Here is a 25952-nt window from a genome sequence, read left to right on the forward strand (position 1 = left end):
TGGCGAGATCGCCAAGAAGCTGGTTAATCTCGCCACATGCTCCGGCTCTCGGTCCTCGCGTACCCGGGCTGTTTCGCGTCGGAGGTGTACGGCATCCCCGATCTGCTCACGATGGCGACCCGCGTCGCGCAGGTGCGTGGCGCGTCCGATCCGGCGTACGACGTGCGGATCGTCTCGCCGCGGCACCGGGTCCTCGCCTCGGGAGGCGTGCGGATCCCAGTGGCTCCGCTGCAGGCGGCGGACGTCCTGGTCGTGCCCGGGTTCGAGGTCGGGCCGGCGGTCGACGTCGACCGGGTCCTTTCCGGTCTCGGTCCGGAGTTCGCGGCGATCAGCGCTCACGCAGCCGGCGGCGCGCCGGTCGTTTCCCTGTGTCTCGGGGCGTTCCTGCTGGCCGAGGCCGGTGTGCTGGACCGTCGTACCGCCACCACCTCCTGGCTGTACGCCGACCGGCTGGCGCGCCGGTATCCGGCGATCGACGTTCGCGCCGATCAGTTGGTGGTGACCGACCGGGGCGTGACCACGGCCGCGGCGTTCAGCGCGATGTACGATTTCGCGCTCACGCTGATCCGATGGCACAGCGGCGAGTCCGTGGCGCGGACCACCGCGCGGATCGCGTTGATCGACGACTCCCGGACCTCGCAGACGCCGTACGTCGACCACTCGGTGCTCCCGGCCGGGGGCTCGACGTTCGCGGACGAGGTGAAGCGTCGGCTGGATCAGCGCCTCGATGCCGCGTACGACCTGCAACGGCTCGCCGACGAGCTGCGGGTCAGCACCAGGACGCTGCTCCGGCGGTTCGGCGAGACGGCGGGCGTGACGCCGCTGGAGTACCTGCAGGCGGCTCGGGTACGGCGAGCCGGACATCTGCTGGAGACGACCGGCCGGACGGTGGCGCGCATCGCCGGGGAGGTCGGGTACCGGGACCCGGCGTCGTTCAGCCGGCTGTTCCGACGTCATACCGGTAAGGCGCCGGGCGAGTATCGCGCCCAGTTCCGCCGCCCGGTCTAGCGGAGCGCGGTGCCTTGGGCGTGGGAGAGCAGCGTGAGGTCCTCGCGGGTCGGGAGGGATTCCCAGTCGCCGTACGCCGTGACGCAGAAGGCGCCGGAGGTGGTGGCGCGGTCGAGGCAGGCCTCGGCGGAGAGGTTGTCGAGCGTGGCGGAGAGGTAGCCGGAGACGAACGCGTCGCCCGCGCCGATGCTGTCGACCACCGTGACGGGGAGGGCGGGGCGGTGGATGGTCGAAATCTCAGGAGTGCGGGTGTGCGACCACGCGCCCTTTCCTCCGGCTGTCACCACGACGGTTTCGACGCTGGTCAGGAGGTCGGCGACCGGGTCCTCGGCGTCCGTGAGCAGGTCGAGTTCGTCGTCGGAGGCGAAGACCGTGTGGATGTGGAGGAGGAACTCGCGGAGGGTCGCCGCCGCCTCGGCGCGGGACCAGAGGCGGGCGCGGTAGTTCACGTCGAGGGAGACACGGGCGGCGGTCGTGCGTACGGCGGCCAACGTCGCGGCCCGGGCTGTCTCCGAGAGCGCCGGGGTGATGCCCGTGACGTGCAGCAGCTTCGGTGACACCGCGGCGATCGCGGCGGTGGTCTCGTCGGGGGTGAGGGTGGAGGCGGCGGAACCGCGGCGGTGGTAGCTGACCCGGGTGATGTCATGCGACGGCTGGTCGAACGCGATGAACCCGGTGAACGCGTCGTCGGCGAACCGGACCCGGACGTCGACGTTCTCGGCGCGCAGCGTGCGCTGGATCAGCCGGCCCGGCTCATCGTTGCCCACGGCACTCAACCAGGTGACGTCGTGCCCGAGCCGGGCCACCCCGATCGCCACGTTGCTCTCGGAGCCGGCGATCGACAGTTGCGCGTCCCCGCCCAGCCGCATCGGCCGTGCGGTCCGCACCGAAACCATGGTCTCGCCGAGCGTCAGCAGATCTGTCATTCGAGGACCTCGTCAGATGTCGAGTTCGGTACGGAAGGTACTGGCGCGGATCGCCAGCTCGGCCAACGGACCTCCGCTCGCGGCGTCGCCGAGGAGCGGTGAGCCGACGCCGACTGCCAGCGCGCCCGCCGCGAGGTACTTCGGGGCGGACTGGGCATCCACGCCGCCGACCGCGATCAGCGGGGCGTCGGGGAGCGGGGCGCGGAGCTCGGAGAGGTACCCGGGCCCGTGCAGCTTGGCGGGGAAGATCTTGACCGCGGTGGCGCCGAGGTCGAGCGCGGCGACCACCTCGGTCGGGGTGAGCGCGCCGCACAGCAGCGGGAGGCCGAGCTCGACCGAGCGGTGCGCGCCGCGGGTGATCGCCGGCGTGACGCTGAAGTCGGCCCGGGCGTCGGCGACCTGGTCGGCCTGCTCGGCCGTGACGACGGTCCCGGCGCCGATCAGGATGTGCGGGTCGTACAGCGAGCGCGCCTTCGCGATCGCCTCGACCCCGCCGGGGGTGGTGAGGGAGATCTCGAGTGCGGTGATGCCCGCCTCGACGAGGGTCTCGACGCAGTCGAGCGCGGTGTCCGCGCGGTCGGCGCGGATGATCGCGAGCAGTTTCCGGCTCCGGAGTTCCCCAATCAGATCCATAACCCCAACCTATGTGATGAGCGAGATATCGCACGTCCCAGTCTGCTTGGTGATATCAGAGTGGGCTGGCGGACAGGGTCAGGCGCCAGGTCAGCTGGCCGTTCGCCGGGACGACCGCGGCGTCACCGGGGCCGGCCTCGGCCAGGTCGAACACCTTGCCGAGCATCGGCTCGACCCCGAGACTCCGGTACGGCGCGCCGACCGGGAAGCCGCCCTGGTTGCGCCACAGCGCGGTGGAGATCGGTTGCCCCGGGCAACTCAACGTCATGGTGAGTTCGGCGCCGCGGTCGCGGACCGAGACCGTTGGGCAGTCCACCAGAACCGCGCCGACCGCGGTGCCATCGGTCGGGCCGTACGTCGTGACCGTTGGCCAGGGGCTGATGGTCCAAGGGCCGTCGTCGGGGTAGCGGCGGCATTCGGTGAAGTCCGCGGAGATGGTTGCGCCCGGCATGCAGTCGAGTAATGCGTGGGCAGCCCACACGAACCGATAGCCCGGGACTGCTGAGAGGTGGTAGTCGACGGTGACCGTGTCGTGATGGCACGAGAAGGTGCGGGACAGAACGGTGCCGTCCCAAGGTTGATTCCAGAGGGCGCCGTGGTCCGGCGTGCCGCGGACGGTCGGGAAGCATTCGTCGACACCGCCGGCGTCGACGAAGGTCGTCATACCGGTGCGCGGACCGTCGATCAGGCCGGGGCCTTCCCACAACCACTCGCGCCCCGCCAGCCGCAGTGAGGTCCAGCGGCCGCCGTCGGTGAGGTCAACCGCCACGGCTGCGGTCACCATTCGGCGAAGGAGCCGTCGTCGTGGGTCCAGACCGGGTTGCGCCAGGCGTGGCCGGTGCGGTCCGCGGCGCGGACAGCCTGCTCGTCGACCGTGATTCCCAAGCCTGGCAGGGGATTCCACTCGGCGTGCCCGTTGATCCAGGTGAACGGCGCCGGGTCCACGACGTACGACGTGAGGTCGCTCGTCACGTTGTAGTGGATGCTGCGGCTCTGCTCCTGGATGAGGAAGTTCGGCGTACTGAACGACACCTGCAGCGACGCCGCGAGCGAGATCGGCCCGAGCGGGCAGTGTGGCGCCAGGAGCGCGCCATGGGCGTCGGCGACTACGGCGATCCGCCGCAGCTCGGAGATCCCGCCGGCGTGCGAGACGTCGGGCTGTACGACGGCGACGCCCGCGGTCAACGGCGCCATGAAATCGGCGCGGTGGTACAGCCGCTCGCCCAGCGCCACCGGCACCGTCGACGTCGCGACGACCTCGGCGAGATGCGCCATCTGCTCCGGCAGCACCGGCTCCTCGACGAACATCGGCTGCAGGCCCTCGACCGCCCGCAGGATCCGCCGCGCACCGGCGACCCCGACCCGGCCGTGCAGGTCGATCGCGACGTCGCGCGTATCACCCAGAACGGCCCGCGCGGCGGCCAGCCGGGTGACGATGTCGTTGAGCTCGGCAACGGACGGCGACACCTGGATCTGCCCGCTGGCGTTCATCTTCACGGCGGTCATGCCGGCCTCGACCTGCTCCGCGACGGCGTCCCCGATCGAGGACGGCTCGTCGCCGCCGACCCATGCGTACACGCGGACCCGATCGCGCACCCGCCCGCCGAGCAGCGCCGCCACGGGAGCGCCGTACACCTTGCCCGCGATGTCCCACAGCGCATGGTCGATCCCGGCGACCGCGCTGCTCAGCACCGGCCCGCCGCGGTAGAACCCGCCCTTCGTCAGCACCTGCCAGTGCCGCTCGATCTGCAGCGGATCCTGGCCGATCAGGTACTCCGCGAGTACGTCGATCGCCGCCCGGACCACCTCGGCGCGACCCTCGACCACCGGCTCGCCCCATCCGACGACGCCGTCGCTCGTCTCGATCCGGCAGAACAGCCAGCGCGGCGGGACCAGGAACGTCTCGATCCGCTCGATCTTCACCGGCGGCCCTTCCGGGAGGATCCGCGTACCTCGGTGAGGTCTTCCGCGGCCTTCGCGAGCAAGGAACGCATCGCCAGCTCGGCGCCTTCGGGGTCGTGCGCACGGACCGCGTCCACGACCCGCCGGTGGCTCGGCACCGGGTCGCCGGACGGTTTCACCTTGTGTACCAGGCGGTCGCGGCCGGCGAGCCCGGTCTCCATGATCACTTCCATCTTGGTCAGCAGCTCGTTACCCGTTGCCGCGAGCAACGCCCGGTGGAACGCGAGGTCGGCGGCCACCGCGGCCAGGTCGTCGCCGGCGGACTCCATCGCCGCGAGCGCCTCGTCCAGCGCGGCCAGATGCGAGTCGTCACCCCGTACGGCGGCCAGCCGGGCGGCGGCCGGTTCCACGATGCCGCGGACCTCGTGCAGCTCCTCGAGCAACTCGGGGCGGGCGTCGGCGTCCTTGAAGTGCCAGCGGATCATGTCCGCGTCGAGCAGGTTCCAGTCCGCGCGCGGCCGGACGAACGTGCCGCGCTTCTGCCGCGCGTCGACCAGCCCCTTCGCGGTCAGCACCTTCAGCGCCTCGCGGACGGCGGTCAGGCTGACGCCGAGGTCGGCCTGCAGCTCGGTCACGTTGATGGTCGCGCCCTCCGCGATCGTCCCGGACAGGATGCGTTGCGCCATCTCCTCCACGATCTGCCCGTGCAGCCCGCGCTGGATCCCCGTCACTCTGCTCTCCCTCACGCCGAGTCCTTCACTGCCGACCATCCGCCGTCCACCACCAGGCTGGTGGCGGTCACGAACGATGCCTCGGACGACAGCAGGAACGCCACCGCCTGGGCCACCTCGTCCGGCTGCCCGAGGCGCTTCAGCGCGGTCGCCTGCGCGCTGCGCTCGCGGCCCTCGGCGTCGACGCGGTCCCACATCGCCGTCACGACCGGGCCCGGGAGCACGGTGTTCACGCGGATATCCCGACCGTACTCGACGGCCAGTTGGCGCCCGAGCGACACCAGCGCACCCTTCGTCGCCGCGTACGCCGGATGCCCGGGCAGCCCGGCGATCGCGTGCACCGACGACACCAGTACGACGGAGCCCGCGCCCGCGGCGAGGTCGTCGTACAGCGCCTGGAAACCGAGGAACGCGGCGGTCAGGTTCACGTCGAGCTGGCGTTGCCAGGACGAAGGGGAGAGCTCGTGCGCCGGCTTCACGTCGACGACGACCGCATTGCTGACCAGGCCGTCGATCGGGCCGAGCTCGTCGCGGCCGCGGGACCGAACCTCCGCCCAGGTGTCCGCCGATGCGACGTCACCGACCACGGTGATCGCCTTCCCCGGCAGCTCCTGGCAGGGCCGGATGTCCACCTGCACGACCTGCGCACCCTCGGTCAGCGCCCGCTCGGCACACGCCGCCCCGATCCCCGACGCGGCCCCGGTCACCACGATCACCCGCCCAGCCAGCCGCACGCGCGCCTCCTCGAAGTCCAGTAGTAGGGCATCAGTTCACCGTGACGGCGCTGTCCGGTCAAGCGATTTGCTCGTAATTTACGAATTAATATTGACACCCGCGACCGACCGCCGCAAGATCGTCCGCAACACACCACTCACCCGACTGGCATCGCCGGACGGGCAGAATCTCAGGAGCTCCGGCATGACCTTCGAGGCGGATCGGCGGACATTTCTGAAAGGGCTCGGGGTGCTCGGCGCGGCGACCCTGGTTCCCGGGTGCGCGACCTCCGCGCAGAGTCCCGGCAGCGGCGGTGCGGCCACCGGTGAGCTCGCGCTGCAGTCGAACCTCTCCAGTGAGCAGGCGAAGGCCGCGATGGAGAAACTCGTTGCTGCGTACAACAAGATCGGCGGTTCGCAGGTCAAGCTGAACACGGTCGCCGCGGAGATCTTCCGGACCCAGTTGCCGACGTACCTCACCTCGGCGAACCCGCCGGACGTCTACACCTGGTACGCCGGATCGGTCGCGGACTCGTACGCGAAGAAGGACCTGCTGCTCGACGTGTCGAGCGTGTGGGACTCGATGGGGAACTACTCCAAGGCGATGCAGACGCTGTCCACGAGCAGCGCCGGGCAGAAGATCTTCGTACCGACCAGCTACTACTGGTGGGGGATGTTCTACCGGAAGTCGAACTTCGCCAAGTGGGGCGTGACGCCGCCGAAGACCTGGGCCGAGTTCGTCGCGGTCTGCAAAACCATTCAGGGCAAGGGGATTCCGCCGATCGGGATCGGGCTCGGTGACACGCCGTGGGTCGCGTCCGCGTGGTTCGACTACCTGAACATCCGGATCAACGGCGCGCCGTTCCACCGCACACTGCTGGCCGGCGAGGGCGACTTCACCGACCCGAAGGTGAAGGCGGTGTTCACCAAGTGGCGCGAGGTGCTGCCGTACTTCGACCCGAAGGGCAAGTCGTTCCCGTTCCAGGAGGCGACGTCGGCGCTGCTCGCGGGGAAGACCGGGATGTTCCTGATCGGCACGTTCTTCGCGGACTCGGCGCCGAAGGACGCGCTGGACGACATCGACTTCTTCCAGTTCCCGATCATCGACCCGGCCGTACCGGTGGCCGAGGAAGCGCCGACCGACGGGTACTTCGCGTCGAAGAAGGTTCACGATCCCGACGGGGTGAAGAAGTTCCTGGGGTGGCTGGCGACGGCGCAGGCGCAGGAGATCTACGTGCAGAACTCGTCCGGTACGGCGATCCCGGCCAACCCGGACGGGAAGGCCGCGGACACGCCGCTGGTGAAGAAGGGCAAGGCGATGATCGAGGGTGCTGCTGAGATCACCCAGTTCTTCAACCGCGACTCCTCCGACGCCCTCCAACCGACCGCCGACGCCGCCCTCACCAAGTTCCTCGACAAGCCCGACCAGATCGACCAAATCCTGAAGGACTGGCAGACAGCCGCGCAGAAGGTCTTCAAGGCGTGACAGCTACAGCCGTGGAGACTCGGCCCCTCGCCCGTTCGGCGTCACGTCGTAGGCGAAGGGTCTCTCCGTTGATCCTCGCGTTTGTTTTGGTGCCCTTCGTCATTGAAGCGGTGTGGGTGTTCTGGCCCGCGTTGCAGGGGTTCTGGTTGGCGTTGACGAGTTGGGACGGGTTGTCGGCGCCTCGGTTCGTGGGGTTCGGGAACTTCGGGGACATGGTGTCGGATCCGATCTTCCGGACCGCGCTGAAGAACACCGCGATCTGGTTGGTCCTCTTCGGTGGACTGAGCGTCGTCGGCGGGTTCGGCATGGCCCTGCTGCTGCAGAAGGAGCGGCGCGGCGTCGGCATCTACCGGGCGGCCCTCTTCACCCCGGTTGTCTTCTCGCTGGTGGTGACCGCGCTCATCTGGCGCGTCTTCTACCAGCCAGATGGACTTGTCGACACGGTGTTCCGCTCGGTCGGCCTCGGCAACTTCGTCCGCCCCTGGCTGGCCGACCCCGACACCGCGCTGTACGCCGTGATCGTGCCCGCGCTGTGGCGCCAGATCGGGTACGTGATGGTGCTCTACCTGGCCGGCCTGAAAGCGGTCGATCCCGCGTTGTACGAGGCCGCGAAGGTCGACGGCGCCTCCGCCTGGCAGCGCACCCGGTACGTCACGATCCCGCAGCTCAAGGGCGTCAACTCCGTCGTACTGTCGGTGATCGTCATCGACTCGCTGCGGTCGTTCGACATCGTCTGGTCGATGACCAGGGGCGGGCCGTACCACTCGTCCGAGCTGCTCAGCACCTACATGTACTCGACCGCGTTCCAGTCCACCCAGCTCGGGTACGCGTCCGCGATCGCCGTGGTGATCTTCCTGCTCGCCCTGGCTGTCATCCTCGGCTACCTCATCCGCGCGTTCCGGGAGGAAACATGATCAGGCGGGTGGGATACCACGTCGCGATGAGTGTCGTCTCGTTCCTGTGGATCGCGCCGATCCTCTGGGTGATCGTGATCTCGTTCCGGAGCTTCGACGACGTCGCCGCGAACGGGCTCGGGTCGTTGCCGCACTCGTTCACGTTCTCGACGTACAAGTCGGCTTGGGAGGACGCGGACGAGTTCCGGGCGCTGGTGAACAGCCTGCTGGTGACGATCCCGGCGGTGCTGCTGAGCCTCGGGCTGGCGTCGATCGCGGCGTACGGGCTGGCGCGGTACAACATCCCGTTCCGGCGGACCGTACTGCTGCTGATGTTGATGGGCAACCTGCTGCCACCGCAGATCCTGCTGATCCCGATCTCACGGTTCGTGGAGCTGATCGGGTACTACGACACGCTGATCGCGCTGATCGCGGTCCATGTCGGCTTCGGGCTCGGGTTCTACACGTTCGTGCTGCACGGGTTCATGCGGGACCTGCCGCGGGAGATCCAGGAGGCGGCGACGATCGACGGGGCCGGTCCGGGTCGTATCTATTCGGCGGTCATTCTGCCGCTGACCCGGCCGGCGCTCGCGGCGCTCGGCGCGCTGTCGTTCACCTGGATCTTCAACGATCTGCTGTGGTCGATCACGGTGATCCGGACCGGCGACAAGATGCCGGTGACGCCGGCGCTGCTCGGGCTGCAGGGGCTGTTCGTGTCGTCGTGGAACGTGATCGCGGCCGGGACGGTGATCGCGGCGGTGCCTACCGTTGCGGTGTTCCTGCGGTTCCAGAAGCACTTCGTCGGTGGGTTGGCGATCGGAGCGGTCAAGTGAGGACCTGGACGTTGCGCGGTACGACGACGTCGTACGTGGTCGGCGTACCGGAGCATGGGTTGTGGGCGCAGTTGGTGGCGTGGGGGCCGGGTCCGGTCGAGGTCGTTGGTACGGAGCATTTCGTGCCGCGGGCTGATGTGGAGCCTTTGGAGTACGGCGTACGTGGGGTTCGGTACACGGCTCCGGTGGAGTTGGTGGTGAGCGGGCCCGACGGGTCGGACGAACTGCGGCCGGTTTTCACCGAATCATCTGGTGAAGCGTCGCGTGATGTCTTGCCCGGGACTGAGTTGGAACTGGTGTTTCGGGATGACGTGCGGGGGGTGCGGGTTGGGTTGCATTACCTGGTCGTGGGGGACGTGGTCGAGCGGTGGGTTTCGGTGCGGAATGGCGGAGTTGACTCGCTCGTGCTGCAGCGGCATGACTCGGCGGCGTTCGTGGTGCCGGTGGGGAACACCGTGAAGTACTTGTGGGGCGAGTGGAACGGCGAGTTCCAGCAGGCGTCGGTGACGTTGCCGCGTGGGCGGTTCACGATCGGGAGTTCGCAGGGGATCACGGGGCATACGTATTCACCGTTCCTCGCGACCGACGGGGACGTCGCGTACGGCGTCCAGCTCGCGTGGTCCGGCTCCTGGGAGATGACCGCCGACGTGGACTCCACCGGTCTCCTCCGGATCCAGGCCGGTCGCAGCCCCTCGAGCCTCGGAACACGGCTCGGTCCTGGGGAGACGTGGCGTTCGCCCAAAGCGGTTGGAGCGTGCAGTGCTCAGGGAGCCGACGGATTGGCGCGGGTCTTCCATGCCTACGAGCGGGCGCTGTCGAGGACGCGGACGCCGCGGGTGCTGTACAACTCGTGGTTCGCGACCGAGTTCGGCATCCGCGCGGACCATCAGCTCGAGCTGGCGCGCCGGGCGGCGGGGATCGGCGTGGAGACGTTCGTGGTGGACGACGGGTGGTTCGTCGGGCGGTCGGACGATGCCGGCGGGCTCGGCGACTGGGAGGTCGATCCGGCGAAGTTCCCGGACGGGCTGGACGGGTTCATCGCGCAGCTACGGGGGCTGGCGCTCGGGTTCGGGTTGTGGATCGAGCCGGAATCGGTCAGCCCGCGGTCCCGGCTCGCTCGTGAGCATCCCGAGTGGATCCTGCGGACGCCGTCCCGGGAACCGATTCTGATCCGGAACCAGTTGCTGCTCGACCTGAGTCGGGACGATGTGGCGGAGTTCGTCTGGAGCACGCTTGACCGGTTGTTGTCGACGTACGACATCTCGTACTTGAAGTGGGATGCGAATCGGCCGCGGTTGGACTCCGGTGATGTGCGGCGGGATGTTGACGGGCTGGTGGTGACGAATCTCTACGCGATACTGGATCGGCTGAGGGCCCAGTACCCAGAGGTGTGTGTCGAAGGGTGTGCTGGGGGTGGGGCTCGGGTTGATCTGGGGATGGCGGCTCGGGTGGACACGCTCTGGCCGAGCGACAACACCGCGCCGTTGGATCGGTTGCGGATTCAGGACGGGTTTCGGACCGGGTTTGCGCCGCACTTGATGAGCTCGTGGGTGACCGATGCCGTCGGCACGCACGACGGGCGGGAGCGGTCGCTGGACTTCCGGTTCCATGTGGCGATGGCGGGGGTGCTCGGGATCGGGGCGGATCTGTCGCGGTGGTCGGACGATCAGCTGAAGACCGCGGCCCGGCACATCGCGCAGTACAAGGAGTTTCGGGAACTGATTGCCGACAGCAACGTCTACGGACTGAGTCACGGTGTGCAGTACGTCGGGGACCGGCGGTCCGTGGTGTTCCTGTGGGAGACCGGTGACGGCAACGTGCGCGGTACGTTGCCGGCCAGGCCGCGGCGGGTGCCGCTGGCGGGGCTGGATCCGGCGACGAACTACCGGGTGGGCGACGAGACCTACCCGGGCAGCTACCTGCTGCAGGTCGGGATCCCGTTCGACGGCGGCGCGGACTCGCGCTGCGTCGTCGTCGACGCGCTCGACTGACCGTCCGCTCGAAGGAAGGCAAGGGATGAAACGACTGCTGGGCGGTGTGCTCGCGGCGGCCTTGACGGCCGGCGTGCTCGCCGCCACCAGCACCGGAGCCGTGGCGGCTCAGGCCACGGCTCCGGTGCTCAGCCCGACCCCGTACATGGGGTGGAACACCTACTACGGACTCGGCGGCGACTTCACCGAGGACACCATCAAGTCGGTCGCGGACTCGCTGGTGAGCCGCGGTCTCGCGAAGGCCGGGTACGACATCGTCTGGCTGGACGGCGGCTGGCAGGCCGACCAGTCCCGCAGCGCCGCCGGCGACCTGGTCCCGAACCCGGCCAAGTTCCCGCGCGGACTGAAGCCGCTCGTCGACTACCTCCACAGCAAGGGCCTGCGCGCGGGCATCTACACCGACGCCGGTCCGTACATTCCCGGCCGCTGCGGTCTCGGCAGCGGCGGCCACTACCAGCACGACGCGGACACGTTCGCCGCCTGGGGGTTCGACGCGGTCAAGGTCGACTACCTGTGCGGGATCGCGGCGGACCTCGACCCGAGGACGGCGTACACCGAGTTCGCCCAGGCGCTGCGGAACAACGCGAGCCACCGGCCGATGATCTTCAACCTGTGCAACCCGGTCACGTCGCCGGACTGGGGCAACTATCCCGAGTCGCAGCAGTCGATCAGCTCGTGGTCGTACGCGCCGGCGATCGCACAGTCCTGGCGGACGTACACCGACGTCGGGTTCCAGGGCGACATCAAGTTCAAGGACGTGCTGCGGAACTACGACGCGAACGCGCGGCACCCGGAGGTCGTCAGGCCCGGGGCGTTCGGTGACCCGGACTACCTGGCGCCGGAGCTCGGGATGAGCGACGAGGAGTTCCGGACGCAGCTCACACTGTGGGCGGTGGCAGCGGCGCCGCTCGTGATCGGCAGCGACGTACGCAAGCTCAGCGCGACTACGGTCGGGATGCTGACGGATCCTGACGTCATCGCGATCAACCAGGACAAGGCCGCGGTACAGGCGGTGCGTGTCGGTGCGGCCGGTACGACGGAGACGTGGGTGAAGCGGCTCGCCGACGGCAGCCGGGCGGTCGTACTGCTCAACCGGGGCGACAGCGCGCAAACGCTGACGACCACCGCGCCGGCGGTCGGGCTGACCGGGGACCGGTTCACGCTGAAGAACGCGTGGACAGACAAGGTGACCGAGAGCGGCGGCGTGATCAGCGCGGCGGTTCCGGCGCACGGTACGGCATTGTTCCGGGTCTCGGCGGCGCGTGGCGTGCCGGGCGCTCCGCATGTGACGGCGGGGATCCCGCAGGTGACGAAGGTCGGTACGGACCCGCAGCCGGCCGATGCTGCTCCGGTTGTTGCCGGCGGCGACGAGCTGACCGTACAGGTTGCCGTACGCAACGATGGTCTGCAGCCGGTCTTCGCTCCTGCTGTGACAGTTGCCGGTGGCGCCGGCTGGACCGTAGCGCCACTCTCCACAGCGCCACGGCTGCTCGAGGGCGGTCAGCAGACGACGTTCGCGTTCACGGTCAAGCTCCCCGCCGGTGCTCCACCCGGCACCGCGAGCCTGACGGCCACCACGACATACCAAACCGTACGGTATGGGCAGCAACGGCAGACGACGGTGCTGGCGCCGGTGGTCGTCGCTCCCGCGCCGCCGCGTGGCGTCGTGCCGCTGTCGCATCATCAGTGGATCACAGCGACGAGCGGGTGGATGTCGCCGACGATCGACGAGAGCGTCGGTGGCGGCAACCCGATCAAGCTCACCGGTACGACGTACCCGACCGGGATCGGTGTCGCGTCGCCGTCGTTGATCCGGTACTACGTCGGCAAGGCGTGCTCGCGGCTGACCGGGACCGTCGGCATCGACGATGTGGTGAGCAATGTCGGGCCCGAGGGCGGTACGTCGACGTTCCAGGTTGTCGGCGACGGCAAGGTGCTGTTCGACAGCGGGACCGTGGACCGGTTCACGCCGAAGCAGTTCGACGTGGACCTGACCGGCGTCCGCGTCCTCGACCTCGTGGTCGGCGACGCGGGCGACGGCGGCTACAACGACCGCGCCGACTGGGCGGCACCTACTGCTAGTTGTTGATCACCTCCAGTTGACCTCGGTCGACTGGAGCCAGGTCCAGGCTCGGGTACGCCAGGCGGGGGACTGCTCGGCCAGGCGGGTGGCGTACTCGGGCCAACTGGTGGTGGTTCGGTGGGACCACGCCTTCTCGGCGAGGCCGGGGAGGCGGGGGAGGAGCAGGAGTTCCAGGTCGTCGGCATTGGTGATGGTCTCGCACCAGATGGCGGCCTCGACGCCGGCGATCCGGTCGGGGGTGACGATGTCGGACGGGTCCCAGGAGATGCCGTGTTCGAGGGAGGCGGCGCCGTAGAACTCGAGGCCCAGGCGTTCGCGGGCCTGCTCCTGGCCGGGGTCGGCGGAGGTGTCGGCATGCGGGCGGTCGAAGTACAGCCAGGTGACGGGGGAGACGATCAGCTTCGCGCCCTGGTCGAGGGCCTTCGGGGCGTCGTGCTTGGCCTTGCGGAGGGCCTCGACCAGGACCGGGAGGAGTTCCTCGGGCGGGGTCGGGGCGTCGGGGTTGTCGGCCATCGCGTCGATGTCGAGGTCCAGCCAGTACTGGACGACGTCGGCCGGGTCGAGCTTCGCGCGGGCGATCTCCTGCCAGCCGACGACCCGCTTGCCGCGTTCCCGGACCAGCGTCGAGGCCTTCTCGACGAAGGCGGCGTGGTCCTCGTCGGACATGCCCCAGGTCTCGTCGCCGCCGATGTGTACGTATTCACTCGTCGGGAACTGCGGGATGACCGCGTCCAGCACGTCCTCGACAAAGGTCCAGGTCTCGTCGCGCGCCGGGTCGAGGGTGCCGAGGTGCAGCTGGTCGCCGTTGCCAAGCTCGACGGTCTTCGGGTCGGCGGGGCCGAGCTCCGGGTAGGCCTTGAAGACGGCTGCCGTGTGACCGGGCATGTCGATCTCCGGTACGACGGTGACGTAGCGGTCGGCAGCGTACGCGACAAGGTCGGCTAGTTCGTCCTGGGTGTAGTAGCCGCCGGGGCGGTCGCCGATCGCGCCGGTCGCGCCTACTTCGGTGAGCGCCGGGCGGGACGGGACTTCCACCCGCCAGCCCTGGTCGTCGGTGAGGTGCAGATGGAGGACGTTGAGCTTGTAAAGGTCGAGCATGTCGATGACGCGCCGTACCTCGTCCGGTCCGTGGAACGTGCGGACGACGTCGAGCGACAACCCACGCCAGGCGAACCGCGGCCCGTCCACGAAGCTGCCGGCCGGGAGGACCGCAGTACCGTCCTGGAGATGGGCGGAGATGAGCTGCCGGACGGATGTCAGTCCCCGGTGGATCCCCTCAGCCGTCGCCGCCCACACCCGGACACCGCCGGCGGAAACGTCCACCCCGTACCGCTCATCCATCTCCGCGCCGTCGGCGCGGAGGCCGGTGGCTGGTGGTACGCCGTCGACCGGCGCCAGCTCGATGATGATGCCCGAGGAACCGGTCAGGGTGAGGCCGGTGTCGGCCTGGACCGCTTCGACGAAGCGGGCCGCGGGGCCCGCCAGTTCGGGTGGGGCGCTGATGCCGGTGGTGGAGGTGAGCGTGTAGGTGCCTTCGCCGGGGGTGGTCGTCGCGGGTGCAGGGATCATTGGACGAGTTTGCGGCAATACAGGGCGTCCGGGGTACCACTTGAACCCACTCGGGTGGTGAACGCGACCCCGGCGACGTACTCGTCGTCCCCGCACTGCCCCTTGTAGTTCCCGTTCGCGAAATCGCCCCCGGCGCCGGAGCGGTTGTCGCCGCGGTCGAACCAGACCGTACGGCCGACCGTGCCCACCGACTGCGACGTACCGGCGCACAAGACCGACGACACCCGCGCACCACGCACGCTGTACCCGATCGCGTAGAACCCCGGGGCGCACTGGTACTTCGTGTACCCCGACGCCCAGTCCTCCGACACGTGACTCTCGTCGTGGACCACCTCGTACGCGCTCGACATGACCGGCCCACCCGACCGGCACAGCCCGCGGTTACCCGTATGGCTCAGCCCGACCAGCCGCAGCCCGTCCGGACAGGCTGCCTTGCGCGCACCGTTGTCCCAGTCGCCGGCCGCCCGCATCCGCAGCGACTCGACGAAGTCGCCGTGGTCCGGGCTGAGCATCTTCCACACCGTCGCCGGCGCGACCTGCCCGGTCTTGCTCGGCGCGTTCATCAACCGCGTCCACGCGGACGCCCGCCAGTCGTCCCCGTCGTACAGCCCGATCCGGTGCCCGTTCACGTCCCAGGCGAGCAGCGCCCAACCGTTGTCGGGGCCGGTCAGGTTGTGCCAGCCGACCAGCGGCCAGTACGCGAAGTCGGCGTCGGTGCGGATCAGTTGGTCGACGAAATGCTCCCACCACGCCCGCTGCAAGGTGCCGGTCTCGTCCTTCCCGATGCCGAACTCGCTGATCCACAGCGGCGCCGTGAAATGCCCTTCCTCGCCGGTGACGAAGAACGCCTGCCGGTTCAGCTCGCTGATCAGCTCCTCCGGCGAGAGGTCGCGGTACCGCGGGTCGTGGGTCTCGCCGGTCCCGGTCGCGCCGCTGTGCCGCGGGCCGGTGTAGTCGTAGAAGTGCGCCGAGTACACCAGCTTGTCCGACGCGACCAGCGTGTGCGACAGGTACCGCGCCGGCGTCAGCGTCGGCCGGTCGTGCGGGAGGCCGTCGGCGGGGATGCCGGTCCAGTTGATGCCTTCGACAACGATCAGCAGGTTCGGGTTCGCCTCGGTGAGGATCCGGTCGCCGAGGTGCTGGGAGGCGGCGAACCAGTCGTGCTGGTCGCCGAGGCCCCAGTTCGGGTCGTCCAGGAGGTCCCGGCGTACCTCGTTGTAGAGGTCGGCGCCGACGACGCGCGGGTTGTTCTTGTAGCGGTTGACCATGAACAGCCAGTCGTTCTCCCACGTCTCGGTGGACTGGCTCGCGTTCCAGCGCTCGTTGCCGTCCAGGCCGCAGCACCAGCGGGTGGTGTTGGTGTGGTTGTTCAGGATCACCGCGAACCCGGCGTCGGTCAGCTGCTGTACGACGACGTCGTACACCTCGAGCGGCGTCTTGCCGGCCAGCCCGGGGTTGGCGGCGACCGCGGCGGCCGGGATCGGCGTACTGTCGTGGATCATCTCGTTGGAGAACTGCAGCCGTACGCTGTTCAGCCCCAGCTCGGCGAACCCCGCGACGATCTCCGCGATCGGCGCCCGATCCAGCCCGAGCGGCATCCGGTGACTGTTCTCACCGGCGTGGTGGTTGGCGTCGTCGTTCGCGTCCCCGGACCCGTTCCAGGTTCCGCTAGCCCCGTGCCAGTTCCCCGACTTCAGCCGAAACCGATTGCCGTCGGCATCGACGACGTACCGCCCGCGAGTACTCAACGGCGGCGTCCATCCAGTCACCAACGGCGCCGCATGCGGCACCTCGGCGACCGCAGGCGCACCAGGCACCAGCAACGCGAACAGCATGACAACAACAGCAGACGGGGCGATTCTGCGCATACCCCGATCGTGCCGGTCCTCGCCGGCCCTCGCCAGTCGAACCGGCGGCGCTCGCTCCAAGGGCGCCATCGAACCGAGGGGTGGTGCTCAGACGCTTCAGGTTGTACTCTCAAGGAGGTTGTGTATTGCATAAGTAGATTTTGTAGTACATTACCGTGATGGCGATCACGTGGGCTCCGAGCGCAGACAAGCATGGCATCGACCATGAGGATGCGTTGCACGCGATCACGAATGCGTACTACGTCGAGCGGGAGTTCGATGAGCCGCGACCGCCGGCGACTGTACGGCCGACGCTGTTCATCGGGCCACCCAGGCGGCTTGGAGGCGCACTGCTGGAGGTCATGGTCGAGGTGACGCCGCCTCGGGATCTGCACATCTTTCATGTGATGGTCGCCAGGCCCAAACACCTCGAGCGACTTGAGGAGGACAAGTGACTGACAAGGACTATGACGGTGCGGCCGAGTGGGCCGAGCACGACATGAACTTGCCCGCGAACTCGAGGACCAGCCTTCGCGGTGCGGATGCCGCCGACTTCGGTCGCGAGCTGGTCGAGCGTTCTCGGGGAGGGCGGCCGTCGATCGACCCCGACGCGGCACCGGGCGAGCGGTCCCCGGTGCGCCAGGTGCGGCTTCCGCGCGCTCTCGACGCCGATCTGGAAGCATTCGCGAGCAGCCGCCGACGTAAGCCGAGCGAGATCATGCGCGAGGCGCTCACCGAATACCTCGAAAGTCACCGGGAAGCCGGCTGACTCTGGTCGGCTCCGCGGCTGGTGTGGTCCGACGGCTGCGCTCGCGACAAACGTGGCGTGCGGAGGTGCGTGGGACGTCGATCCGACGCGCCTCCCGGTCCCGACCTGGCGGTGGTACGGCGACGCCGACACGATGGTGCCGGCGTCGCACGGCCGCTGGCTCGCCGAGCGGATCCCGCAGTCCACGCTCGTCGTCCGTGCTGGAGAAGGACATCTCGGCGTGGTCTTCGGCCACTGGGACGAGATCCTCAGCGGTTGCGGTGCTGCTCCGCGACGGTCTTGAGGTAGTGGGCGCTCGCCTTCGGGGTTCTGCGCTGGGTTTCGTAGTTGACGCGGACTATGCCGAAGCGTTTGACGTAGCCGTAGGCCCATTCGAAGTTGTCGAGGAGGGACCAGGCGAGGTAGCCGCGGATGTCGGCGCCCGCTGCGATGGCGTCGGCTACTGCGGTCAGGTGGGACGTGAAGTAGGCGGTGCGGTCGGTGTCGTCGACGAAGCCGTCGGAGTCGGGTACGTCTTCGAAGGCGCTGCCGTTCTCGGTGATGACCATCGGGAGGTTGGGGTAGTCGCGGGCGATGCTCACCAACAGGTCGGTGAAGCCTTCGGGGACGATCTCCCAGTCCATCGCGGTACGGGGCTTGCCGAGCGGTACGTCGCGACTGATCGGGAGCCCGTTCGCGTCGAGGGTGCTGCCGTCCTCGGCGTACCCGGTGAACTTCTGGCTGAAGTAGTAGTTGACGCCGAGCACGTCGATGGGGGCGGAGATGATGTCCAGGTCGCCGTCGAGAATGGGCAGGGTCACGCCCTCGCGCGCGAGGTCAGCGACCACATCGGCTGGGTAGTGGCCGTGGACCAGCGGGTCGAGGTAGATGCGGCGGCCCATCCCGTCGGCCCGGCGGGCGGCGTCGACGTCGGGGGCGGCGTCGGAGGCGGGGTACGCCGTGGCGACGTTGAGCGTGATGCCGATGTCGAGCTTGCGGGGTGACGCCTCGCGCATCGCCTGCGTCGCGAGGCCGTGGCCGAGGAGCAGATGGTGTACGGCGGCCAGCGCCGCCGGGTACTCGCGCCGCCCGGGAGCGTGGACGCCGTACGCGTAGCCGAGCATCGCCGAGCACCACGGCTCGTTCAGCGTGGTCCAGGTGTCGACGCGGTCCTTCAGTGCGTCGAACACCAGCATCGCGTACTCGGCGAACCGGTACGCCGTGTCCCGTACCGGCCAGCCGCCCGCGTCCTCGAGTTCCTGCGGCAGGTCCCAGTGGTACAGCGTCACCCACGGGTCGATGCCCTGGGCAAGCAGCTCGTCGACGAGCTTGTCGTAGAAGCCGATGCCGGCCGGGTTGACCGGGCCCTTGCCGCGCGGCTGGACCCGCGGCCAGGCGACCGAGAACCGGTACGTGTCCAGGCCGAGGTCCTTGATCAGGGCGACGTCGGCCGGCATCCGGTGGTAGTGGTCGCAGGCGAGGTCGCCGGTGTCGGCGTTGTCGATCGCGCCGGGCACCTGGCAGAAGGTGTCCCAGATGGAGGGGGTGCGGCCGTCCTCGTCGACGGCGCCTTCGATCTGGTACGCCGAGGTGGCGACGCCCCAGCGGAAGGTGGCGGGGAGGCCCGGGGGGAGGGTCATAGGTGCCTTTCTAGGCGGTGCGGCCGGGGAGCCAGCAGGCGACGGAGCGGTTGGGGTCGTTGCGGGAGGTGGGGACTCCCAGGACCGGAATGTCGACGGAGCAGCGGTCGAGGGCTTGGGGGCATCTTGGGTGGAAGGAGCAGCCTGAAGGCATGCCGCGGAGGTCGGGGGGCGAACCTGGTATCCCGGAGAGCTCGCGCCGTTCTCCTCGTAATGCAGGGAAAGATTTGAGGAGGCCCTCGCTGTAGGGGTGGAGCGAGTCGCGATAGAGGTCTGCAGAGCGGGCTTCTTCGACGATGCGGCCGCCGTACATGATGGCGATCCGGTCGGAGAACTCGACCAGCAGGGACAGGTCGTGGGTGATGAAGAGGACCGAGAAGCCGAGGCGTTCGCGGAGTTCGACCAGCTGGGCGAGGATCTGGCGTTGCATGACCACGTCCAGGGCGGTGGTCGGCTCGTCCATGATCACGACCTGCGGTTCGAGGACGAGTGCCATGCCGATCATCACCCGCTGGCGCATGCCGCCGGACAGTTGGTGCGGGTACGCGTCCATCCGGTCCGCGGAGATGCCGACGAGTTTGAGCATCTCCTGGGCCCGTGCGGTCCGGGCTTGTGCCGACAGGGTGGGCTCGTGTGCCTTGATCACGTCGAGCATCTGCGTCGAGACCTTGTGCACCGGGTTCAGCGAGTTCATCGCGCCCTGGAACACGATCGACGTCTCCGCCCAGCGGAACTTCCGCAGTTCCGCGTCGGTCAGCGCCATCACGTCGTACGGATCACCGGACGGCGGGTGATACACGACCGAGCCGCCGCTGATCACCCCGGGCGGCGGCAGCAGCCGGGTCACGCCGTACGCCAGCGTCGACTTTCCGCTCCCGCTCTCCCCGGCGAGTCCGAGTACTTCGCCGCGGTGCAACGTGAGCGTCACGTCGCGCACGGCCTGCACGGCTTCCGAGCCCAGGCCGTAGTCGACGTGGAAGTTCTTGATCTCCAGCACCGGCGTCTTCACGCGACCTCCTCCTCGGCGCGGGCCCGTACGACGGGAGTCACCGGTTCACGCGACGAGAGCACGGGCGTGAACCCGACCCGCATCCGTACCGACCGCCCGTCCTTCGTCTTGACGCGGGTATGACCGCTCGACCGCAGCCGCGGACTGACGAACTCGTCGATGCCGAAGTTGACCAGCGACAACGCCGTACCGAGCACCGCGATCGCGAGCCCGGCCGGGACGAACCACCACCACGCGCCCTGCGCGAGGGCCTGCTGGGACTGCGCCCAGAACAGGATCGTGCCCCAGTTCCACTCGGAGATCGTCGAGATGCCGATGAACGCCAGCGTGATCTCGGACATCACCGCGAAGATCACCGTGCCGACGAAACCGGACGCGATGATCGCGGTCAGGTTCGGCATGATCTCGAACGTGATGATCCGCCAGGTACTCTCACCGGTCGCCCGCGCCGCCTCCACATAGTCCCGCCGGCGCAGCGAGAGCGTCTGCGCCCGCAGCACCCGCGCGCCCCACGCCCACGAGGTGAACCCGATGACCAGGGCAACCATCAGGTCGCCCGCGGACGGGATCGTGGACGCGACGATGATGATCAGCGGCAACGCCGGAATCACCAGGAAGACGTTGGACAGCGCGGACAGCCCGTCGTCGGCCGCGCCGCCCAGGAAGCCCGCGCTGACGCCGATCAGGATCGACAGCGCGGTCGCGACCAGCCCGGCGAGCAGGCCGACGAACATCACCCCGCGGGTCCCGACGAGGACCTGGCTGAAGATGTCCTGCCCGAGGTGCGTGGTGCCGAACCAGTGCTTGCCGGACGGCGCCTGGATCAGGTCGTCGCTGCGCGCGGACGGGTCGTACGGCGCGATCCACGGGCCGATGATCGCGATCAGGCAGAAGAACGCGAGGACGACGAGACCGGTCGCGGCCTTCGGGTTCGCGACGAACCGCAACCGCCGGCGCTTGGCCGGTGCCGCGGCCGCGGGGGTCACCGCGGCGATCGTGGCGGTCATCAGCCCTCCTTCCGGGTGCGCGGGTCGAGGATCAGGTAGGCGACGTCGGCCAACAGGTTGGCAACGAGAACGGACAGCGTGATCACCAGGAAGACGCCCTGCATCAGCGGGTAGTCCTTGGCGCCGACGGCCTGGAACAGGTTGTAGCCGATGCCCGGATACGAGAACACGATCTCCACCAGGAGCGTGCCGCCGACGATGAAACCGAGCGACAGCGCGAAGCCGGAAACGTTCGGCAGCAACGCGTTCCGGGCCGCGTAGCTGACCATCACACGCCGCTCCGGGAGTCCCTTGGCGTGGGCGACGGTGATGTAGTCCTCGGACGCGACCGTCACCATCATGTTCCGCATCGTCAGGATCCAGCCGCTGACCGACGAGATCAGGATCGTGATCGCCGGCAACAGACTGTGCTGTATGGCGCTGCCGATGAAGCCGGAGCTCCACGACGGCACCAGCCCCGGCTCGTACCCGCCCGACGACGGGAAGAAGCTGTCCGGCCCGGCCAGCAGTGCGATCGCCAGCAGCCCGAGCCAGAAGTACGGGATCGACGAGAGGAACGTTGTCACAGGCAACAACCCGTCCATGATCGAGCCACGCCGCCAGCCTGCGATCACGCCCAGCGACGTACCGATCATGAAGCTGGCGAACGTCGTGATGCCGACCAGCGCGATCGTCCACGGCAGGCTCTGTTTGAGGATCTCCGACACCGGTGTCGGGAAGAACGTGAACGACAGCCCGAGGTCGCCGTGGAACACCTGGCCCCAGTAGTCGACGTACTGGCTCCACAGCGACGCGTTCTTGTCCAGGCCGAACAGCACGTACAGCGAGTGGATCGCGTCGGTGCTCAACTGGCCCTGGAACTTGTTGATCAGCGACGTCACCGGGTCGCCCGGAATCAGCCGCGGGATGAAGAAGTTGATGGTCAGCGCCGCCCACGCCGTGAAGACGTAGAACGCCAACCGCTGCAGCAGAAACTTCACTTCGCTGCCTCCTCCGGCGAGTAGAGCCAGCACGCGGCCCAATGACCGGCGACAGGCAATTCGAAGCGGGGCGGCAGGTCGGTCGAGCACTTCGGCATCGCGTGCACGCAGCGCGGGTTGAACCGGCAGCCGCTCGGCGGCGCGATCAGGCTCGGCGGTTCGCCGCCCGCCTGGTCCTCCCGCGTACCCAGCTGACCGAGTCGGTCGGGATCCGGCGCGCTCTCGATCAGCAGCCGCGTGTAGGGATGCGCCGCGTGCTGCGTGACGGTCTCGGAGTCACCGCCCTCGACCATCCGGCCGGCGTACATCACCAGCGTCTCGTCGGCGAAGTACCGCGCCGACGCGATGTCGTGGGTGATGTAGAGGATTGCCAGGTCGAGCCGCTCCTTCAGGTCCCGGAGCAGGTTCAGTACGCCGAGCCGGATCGACACGTCGAGCATCGACACCGGCTCGTCCGCGAGCAGCGCTTCGGGGTCGGCGCCGAGCGCCCGGGCGATCGAGACGCGTTGCCGCTGACCGCCGGACAGCTCGTGCGGGAACTTGTCGAGGTAGCGCTCCGGGGGAGTGAGCTGGACCTGCTCCAGCAACGCGCGCAGGTTCTCCTCGAGATCACCCGCACGCCCGTGGATCCTGAGCGAGCGGGTCAGGTGGTACCGCACGGTGTGCGTCGGGTTCAGCGAGGCGAACGGGTCCTGGAAGATCAGCTGCACCTTGCGCGCGTACGCCCGGAACTTCCGGCCGCCGCGAACCGTGACCGGTTCGCCGTGCAGCCGGATCTCCCCGGCGGTCCGCCCGTACAGCTGGGCCAGCAGCCGCGCGACGGTCGACTTGCCCGAACCGGACTCGCCGACCAGCGCGGTGACCCGCCCCCGGCGGAGCGTGAGCTCGACGTCGTCGACCGCGTGCACAGCCTTGTGCTCGCGGCTGAGCAGGTCGCGCACGCCCCGCCGTACCGTGAAGTGCTTGGTGAGACCTTCGGCTTCCAGCACCACCTCGGTCTCGGTGACCGTCATTGGCCGCCGGCCGGCTTCAGGCTGAGGATGATCTGCAGAGCGTTCTGCTGGGTCGGCTGCGCCGGCCCGTACTGGTTCTGCTCGTCCGGCCAGCCGACCCAGTTCTTGGTGCTGTACAGACCGCCGACGTTGGACGCCGAGGTCGGGATCATCGGCATCTGCTCGACCATGATCTTCTGCAGCGTGTTCAGCGCGGTGGTCCGGGTCGCGTCGTCCGCGGCGTTCGCGTACTGGTCCAGCGCCTTGGTCGCCTCCGGGCTGTTGAACCGCCCATAGTTCCCGCTCACGCCACCCTTGCCGACCGGCTTGAGGATCTTGCCGTCCATGATGTTCTGGTAGATGTCGTACGGCGTCGCGCCGCCGTTGGTCCAGTGCATCGCGGCGTCGAAGTTGCCGGTGTCGATGTTCTTGAACCAGGCGTCCTGGTTGGCCTTGTCGACGGTCGCCTTGATGCCGATCTGGGACAGGTTGTCCTTGATGATCTCCAGGTCGGTGATGTAGTCCGACCAGCCGGCCGGGTCGGTCAGCGTGATCGTCACCGGCTTGCCGGTCGGGTCCTTCAGCGTGTCGCCGTCGAGCTTGAAGCCGGCGTCGGTGAGCTCCTTCTTCGCGGCGTCGGCGTCGACCGCGTGGTTCTTGCCCTTGTACTCCGGCGCGATGAACGACTCACCGGCCGGGGTCGGGATGCCGGTCACCGACTCGACCTTCGGGTAGAAGTACCCGGCCTCACCCTGCTTGAAGATGTCGTCGCGGTTGACCACCAGGTTCATCGCGCGGCGCAGCGCCGGGTTGTCGAACGGCTTCCGGGTGGTGTTGATCCACAGCCCGTGGATGCCGAGGTTCGCCGGGAACCAGAGCTTGTGGTTCTTCGGGTCCTTGTCCTGGTAGACGGCCTTCACGTTCGGGACGAACACAAAGCTCCACTCGGACGAGCCGTTCGCCAGCGCGGTGGTCTGCGCGTTGTTGTCGTTGTACGACGTGTACCGCAGCTCCTTGACCTTCGGGAGGTCCTGCCAGTACGAGTCCCGCAGCGTCAGCGTGGTGGTCTGCGGGGTGAACGACTTGACCGTGTACGGGCCGGTGCCGATCGGGTTCTTCAGGGTGTCCTGGGTCGGGTCCGCGATCGTCGACCACTGGTGCTTCGGGACCACGAACACGGTCAGGATCTTGTTCTGGTTGGTGAACTGGGACCGGGTGAAGGTCAGGTCCACCTTGTTGCCGGAGGCAGTGATCGTGCCGTAAGGGATCGCGTCGGTGTTCAGTGCGTCGTGGTCCTTGCGCAGCTGGAACGAGTACGCCACGTCGTCCGCGGTGAGCGGCTTTCCGTCGGACCACTTCACGCCGTCGCGGATCGTGAACGACAGCTTGGTGTAGTTGGCGTCCCACTTCCACTCGGTCGCCAGCCACGGCTTGCCGGGCTCGGTCGGCTTGATCCCGTTGATCATCACCAGCGGCTCGTAGATCATCCACCGGTAGCCGAGCGAGGCACCCGCGGAGGAGCCGAGGAACGGGTTGTTGTTCTCGGTCTGCGGACCGTTCGGCATGCCGATGTTCAGTACGGTCGCGCCGCTGCCCGAGCTGCTGCCGGCGGCCTTCCCGTCCCCGTTACTGCAAGCAGCCAGGGTGGCTGCGGCGAGCAGGCCCGTGAGGGCCAGCGCGACGGTGCGTCGTGCTCGCATCGGTTCCTCCTGTGTTCCGTTGGCGGATGGCCCACCCTGAGCCGGTGGGCCAGTGCATAGTGGCGTGAAAGCGCTCTCATGGGAAGAGCTCACACCGTTCGATCGAGTCCGCCGGCGACGGAGCAGGGGCAGCCGCCCCGCCGCCGGAGTTCTAGTGGGACGTGAGTTTCGGGGCGGTTGAACTGCGGACGATCAGCGTCGTCGGCAGTACTTGCGGGGCGTCCGGCAGCGGCGTACCGCCGAAGTACCCCATCAGCATCCGGGCGGCGGCCTGACCCATCTGGCGCATCGGCTGATGCACCGTGGTCAGCGGCGGCTCGGTGTGCCCGGCGTACGGGATGTCGTCGAAGCCGACCACGGACACGTCGCTCGGCACGTTCCGTCCGGTCTCCCGGATTGCCTGGATCGCGCCGCCGGCCGACAGGTCGTTGTGCGCGAACACCGCGTCGAACTCGAGGCGTTCGCCGAGGGCCTGCTGGACGCCGCGGCGCCCGCTCTCGTAGGTGAAGTCGCCCTCGGACACGAGTCTCGGGTCGAGCTCGATCCCGGCCGCCGCGTAGGTGTCGCGGAAACCGTCCAGGCGTTCGCGGGTGCAGCCGAAGCGTTCGACGCCGGTGATCACCAGCGGCCGGCGGCGGCCGAGCTCCAGCAGGTGCCGGGCGGCGGACTCGCCGCCGGCGTAGTTGGTGGTGGCGACGGACGGGAACTGCGGGCGGTGGTCGCGGTCGTCGATGAGCACGACCGGCAGACCACGCGCGTGGAGTTGCTCGATGTAGGTGAGCGTGCCCTCGGGCTCGATCACCAGCAGGCCGTCGAAGGACTGCGACGAGACCTGGGAGGCGAACTGCTGCATGGATTCGGCACCCCGGTTGAAGGTGAACAGCAGCAGCCCGTAGCCCTCGCTCTCGACCACGTCGACGGCGCCCTGCAGTACCTCGCCCATCCACGGCCAGGTCAGCGAGGGGACCAGCATCCCGACGATCCGGGTCCGGCCGCGGGCCAGCCCGACGGCGCGGGCGCTCGGGACGTACCCGAGCTCCTCGATCACCTGCCGGACGCGTTCGGCGGTCCGCAGGTCCAGCTCGCCCTTGCCGTTCAGGACGCGCGACACCGTGGTCTTGCTGACGCCGGCTCTGGCGGCGACGTCGGCGATCGTGATGGACACGCTGAAGCTCCCCTCGGGCGGTCGGGGCCGGTACGTCGGAACCGGTTTCGGAAGCGGTTCCGTAGATGAAAGCCGAGCCGGACGGGGGTCGTCAAT

At 68.6% G+C, this 25952-nt stretch carries 24 protein-coding genes; 9 read left to right on the forward strand and 15 right to left on the reverse strand.

Translation table 11 applies throughout. The annotated features are described in order from the left end of the window. Positions 1 to 36 precede the first annotated feature (36 nt). Complete coding sequence (locus ACFV9C_RS16305) at positions 37 to 1008, forward strand: GlxA family transcriptional regulator (RefSeq protein WP_380194353.1); 972 nt, start codon at positions 37 to 39, stop codon at positions 1006 to 1008. On the opposite strand, the gene ACFV9C_RS16310 is transcribed toward ACFV9C_RS16305, so the two are convergent. From ACFV9C_RS16310 to ACFV9C_RS16335, 6 genes are read right to left on the reverse strand one after another with little or no spacing between them, the layout of a single operon-like run. Further along, a complete protein-coding gene (locus ACFV9C_RS16310) occupies positions 1005 to 1934 on the reverse strand; it encodes a sugar kinase (RefSeq protein WP_380194355.1) in 930 nt (309 codons plus the stop codon). The genes ACFV9C_RS16305 and ACFV9C_RS16310 overlap by 4 nt on opposite strands. Positions 1935 to 1946: 12 nt before the next feature. Then, complete coding sequence (locus tag ACFV9C_RS16315; RefSeq protein WP_380194357.1) at positions 1947 to 2567, reverse strand: bifunctional 4-hydroxy-2-oxoglutarate aldolase/2-dehydro-3-deoxy-phosphogluconate aldolase; 621 nt, start codon at positions 2565 to 2567, stop codon at positions 1947 to 1949. Positions 2568 to 2622: 55 nt separating this feature from the next. Next, entirely contained in the window at positions 2623 to 3336 is a 714-nt protein-coding gene (locus ACFV9C_RS16320) for a hypothetical protein (protein WP_380194359.1), read from the reverse strand. 8 nt (positions 3337 to 3344) lie between these two features. Beyond that, on the reverse strand, positions 3345 to 4490 hold the full coding sequence (dgoD, locus tag ACFV9C_RS16325) for a galactonate dehydratase (protein ID WP_380194361.1): 1146 nt from the start codon (positions 4488 to 4490) through the stop codon (positions 3345 to 3347). Further along, positions 4487 to 5215, reverse strand: a complete 729-nt coding sequence (locus tag ACFV9C_RS16330) for a FadR/GntR family transcriptional regulator (RefSeq protein WP_380194363.1) — start codon at positions 5213 to 5215, stop codon at positions 4487 to 4489. The genes dgoD and ACFV9C_RS16330 overlap by 4 nt, the downstream gene beginning before the upstream one ends. Then, positions 5212 to 5934 (reverse strand): SDR family NAD(P)-dependent oxidoreductase, encoded by a 723-nt coding sequence (locus ACFV9C_RS16335; RefSeq protein WP_380194365.1) that lies wholly within the window; start codon positions 5932 to 5934, stop codon positions 5212 to 5214. The genes ACFV9C_RS16330 and ACFV9C_RS16335 overlap by 4 nt, the downstream gene beginning before the upstream one ends. Before the next feature lie 184 nt (positions 5935 to 6118). On the opposite strand from ACFV9C_RS16335, the gene ACFV9C_RS16340 reads away from it, so the two are divergent. The 5 genes from ACFV9C_RS16340 (at position 6119) to ACFV9C_RS16360 (ending at position 13205) form a co-directional block, all read left to right on the forward strand. Beyond that, positions 6119 to 7399, forward strand: coding sequence for an ABC transporter substrate-binding protein (locus ACFV9C_RS16340; protein ID WP_380194367.1), 1281 nt, complete (start codon positions 6119 to 6121; stop codon positions 7397 to 7399). An 89-nt stretch (positions 7400 to 7488) separates the two neighbouring features. Beyond that, complete coding sequence (locus ACFV9C_RS16345) at positions 7489 to 8313, forward strand: carbohydrate ABC transporter permease (protein WP_380194369.1); 825 nt, start codon at positions 7489 to 7491, stop codon at positions 8311 to 8313. Further along, positions 8310 to 9125 (forward strand): carbohydrate ABC transporter permease, encoded by an 816-nt coding sequence (locus ACFV9C_RS16350; RefSeq protein WP_380194371.1) that lies wholly within the window; start codon positions 8310 to 8312, stop codon positions 9123 to 9125. Before ACFV9C_RS16345 ends, ACFV9C_RS16350 begins: the two co-directional genes overlap by 4 nt. Continuing rightward, the gene (locus ACFV9C_RS16355) at positions 9122 to 11116 is read left to right on the forward strand and encodes an alpha-galactosidase (RefSeq protein WP_380194373.1); all 1995 of its coding nucleotides are present in this window, start codon (positions 9122 to 9124) and stop codon (positions 11114 to 11116) included. Before ACFV9C_RS16350 ends, ACFV9C_RS16355 begins: the two co-directional genes overlap by 4 nt. Positions 11117 to 11141: 25 nt before the next feature. Next, positions 11142 to 13205 (forward strand): NPCBM/NEW2 domain-containing protein, encoded by a 2064-nt coding sequence (locus ACFV9C_RS16360; protein WP_380194375.1) that lies wholly within the window; start codon positions 11142 to 11144, stop codon positions 13203 to 13205. On the opposite strand, the gene ACFV9C_RS16365 is transcribed toward ACFV9C_RS16360, so the two are convergent. Then, on the reverse strand, positions 13206 to 14768 hold the full coding sequence (locus ACFV9C_RS16365) for a beta-N-acetylhexosaminidase (protein ID WP_380194377.1): 1563 nt from the start codon (positions 14766 to 14768) through the stop codon (positions 13206 to 13208). It lies immediately after the preceding gene. Next, positions 14765 to 16636, reverse strand: coding sequence for a glycoside hydrolase family 5 protein (locus tag ACFV9C_RS16370; protein WP_380194379.1), 1872 nt, complete (start codon positions 16634 to 16636; stop codon positions 14765 to 14767). The genes ACFV9C_RS16365 and ACFV9C_RS16370 overlap by 4 nt, the downstream gene beginning before the upstream one ends. 158 nt (positions 16637 to 16794) lie before the next feature. Here ACFV9C_RS16370 and ACFV9C_RS16375 point away from each other — a divergent pair, with 158 nt between their 5' ends. Genes ACFV9C_RS16375 through ACFV9C_RS16385 form a run of 3 tightly spaced genes read left to right on the forward strand, consistent with a single transcriptional unit; the run spans position 16795 to position 17667 of the window. Next, positions 16795 to 17070, forward strand: coding sequence for a hypothetical protein (locus tag ACFV9C_RS16375; protein WP_380194381.1), 276 nt, complete (start codon positions 16795 to 16797; stop codon positions 17068 to 17070). Next, positions 17067 to 17384 (forward strand): hypothetical protein, encoded by a 318-nt coding sequence (locus ACFV9C_RS16380; protein WP_380194383.1) that lies wholly within the window; start codon positions 17067 to 17069, stop codon positions 17382 to 17384. Before ACFV9C_RS16375 ends, ACFV9C_RS16380 begins: the two co-directional genes overlap by 4 nt. A 52-nt stretch (positions 17385 to 17436) precedes the next feature. Continuing rightward, entirely contained in the window at positions 17437 to 17667 is a 231-nt protein-coding gene (locus ACFV9C_RS16385; RefSeq protein WP_380194385.1) for an alpha/beta fold hydrolase, read from the forward strand. Here ACFV9C_RS16385 and ACFV9C_RS16390 read toward each other — a convergent pair. The 7 genes from ACFV9C_RS16390 to ACFV9C_RS16420 all read right to left on the reverse strand — a co-directional run bounded on the left by ACFV9C_RS16390 (position 17633) and on the right by ACFV9C_RS16420 (position 25856). After that, positions 17633 to 19003, reverse strand: coding sequence for a GH1 family beta-glucosidase (locus tag ACFV9C_RS16390; RefSeq protein WP_380194387.1), 1371 nt, complete (start codon positions 19001 to 19003; stop codon positions 17633 to 17635). The genes ACFV9C_RS16385 and ACFV9C_RS16390 overlap by 35 nt on opposite strands. Before the next feature lie 10 nt (positions 19004 to 19013). Continuing rightward, complete coding sequence (locus ACFV9C_RS16395; RefSeq protein ID WP_380194389.1) at positions 19014 to 20012, reverse strand: ABC transporter ATP-binding protein; 999 nt, start codon at positions 20010 to 20012, stop codon at positions 19014 to 19016. Further along, positions 20009 to 21019, reverse strand: coding sequence for an ABC transporter permease (locus ACFV9C_RS16400; protein ID WP_380194391.1), 1011 nt, complete (start codon positions 21017 to 21019; stop codon positions 20009 to 20011). The genes ACFV9C_RS16395 and ACFV9C_RS16400 overlap by 4 nt, the downstream gene beginning before the upstream one ends. Continuing rightward, positions 21019 to 21999: an ABC transporter permease gene (locus tag ACFV9C_RS16405; RefSeq protein WP_380194392.1), complete on the reverse strand. Its 981-nt coding sequence runs from the start codon at positions 21997 to 21999 to the stop codon at positions 21019 to 21021. The genes ACFV9C_RS16400 and ACFV9C_RS16405 overlap by 1 nt, the downstream gene beginning before the upstream one ends. Next, positions 21996 to 23012, reverse strand: coding sequence for an ABC transporter ATP-binding protein (locus tag ACFV9C_RS16410; RefSeq protein ID WP_380194394.1), 1017 nt, complete (start codon positions 23010 to 23012; stop codon positions 21996 to 21998). The genes ACFV9C_RS16405 and ACFV9C_RS16410 overlap by 4 nt, the downstream gene beginning before the upstream one ends. Beyond that, positions 23009 to 24691, reverse strand: a complete 1683-nt coding sequence (locus ACFV9C_RS16415; protein WP_380194396.1) for an ABC transporter substrate-binding protein — start codon at positions 24689 to 24691, stop codon at positions 23009 to 23011. The genes ACFV9C_RS16410 and ACFV9C_RS16415 overlap by 4 nt, the downstream gene beginning before the upstream one ends. Before the next feature lie 151 nt (positions 24692 to 24842). Beyond that, on the reverse strand, positions 24843 to 25856 hold the full coding sequence (locus ACFV9C_RS16420) for a LacI family DNA-binding transcriptional regulator (RefSeq protein WP_380194398.1): 1014 nt from the start codon (positions 25854 to 25856) through the stop codon (positions 24843 to 24845). Positions 25857 to 25952 lie beyond the last annotated feature (96 nt).

Source organism: Kribbella sp. NPDC059898, from assembly GCF_042730855.1.
Lineage (GTDB): Bacteria > Actinomycetota > Actinomycetes > Propionibacteriales > Kribbellaceae > Kribbella.

Coding starts and splice junctions, on each gene's coding strand:
- ACFV9C_RS16350 (WP_380194371.1), top strand. CDS start 8,310: ATGATCAGGCGGGTGGGATACCACGTCGCGATGAGTGTCGTCTCGTTC.
- ACFV9C_RS16360 (WP_380194375.1), top strand. CDS start 11,142: ATGAAACGACTGCTGGGCGGTGTGCTCGCGGCGGCCTTGACGGCCGGC.
- ACFV9C_RS16390 (WP_380194387.1), bottom strand. CDS start 19,003: ATGACCCTCCCCCCGGGCCTCCCCGCCACCTTCCGCTGGGGCGTCGCC.
- ACFV9C_RS16415 (WP_380194396.1), bottom strand. CDS start 24,691: ATGCGAGCACGACGCACCGTCGCGCTGGCCCTCACGGGCCTGCTCGCC.
- ACFV9C_RS16365 (WP_380194377.1), bottom strand. CDS start 14,768: ATGATCCCTGCACCCGCGACGACCACCCCCGGCGAAGGCACCTACACG.
- ACFV9C_RS16315 (WP_380194357.1), bottom strand. CDS start 2,567: ATGGATCTGATTGGGGAACTCCGGAGCCGGAAACTGCTCGCGATCATC.
- ACFV9C_RS16310 (WP_380194355.1), bottom strand. CDS start 1,934: ATGACAGATCTGCTGACGCTCGGCGAGACCATGGTTTCGGTGCGGACC.
- ACFV9C_RS16410 (WP_380194394.1), bottom strand. CDS start 23,012: ATGACGGTCACCGAGACCGAGGTGGTGCTGGAAGCCGAAGGTCTCACC.
- ACFV9C_RS16370 (WP_380194379.1), bottom strand. CDS start 16,636: ATGCGCAGAATCGCCCCGTCTGCTGTTGTTGTCATGCTGTTCGCGTTG.
- ACFV9C_RS16400 (WP_380194391.1), bottom strand. CDS start 21,019: ATGACCGCCACGATCGCCGCGGTGACCCCCGCGGCCGCGGCACCGGCC.
- ACFV9C_RS16375 (WP_380194381.1), top strand. CDS start 16,795: ATGGCGATCACGTGGGCTCCGAGCGCAGACAAGCATGGCATCGACCAT.
- ACFV9C_RS16305 (WP_380194353.1), top strand. CDS start 37: ATGCTCCGGCTCTCGGTCCTCGCGTACCCGGGCTGTTTCGCGTCGGAG.
- ACFV9C_RS16340 (WP_380194367.1), top strand. CDS start 6,119: ATGACCTTCGAGGCGGATCGGCGGACATTTCTGAAAGGGCTCGGGGTG.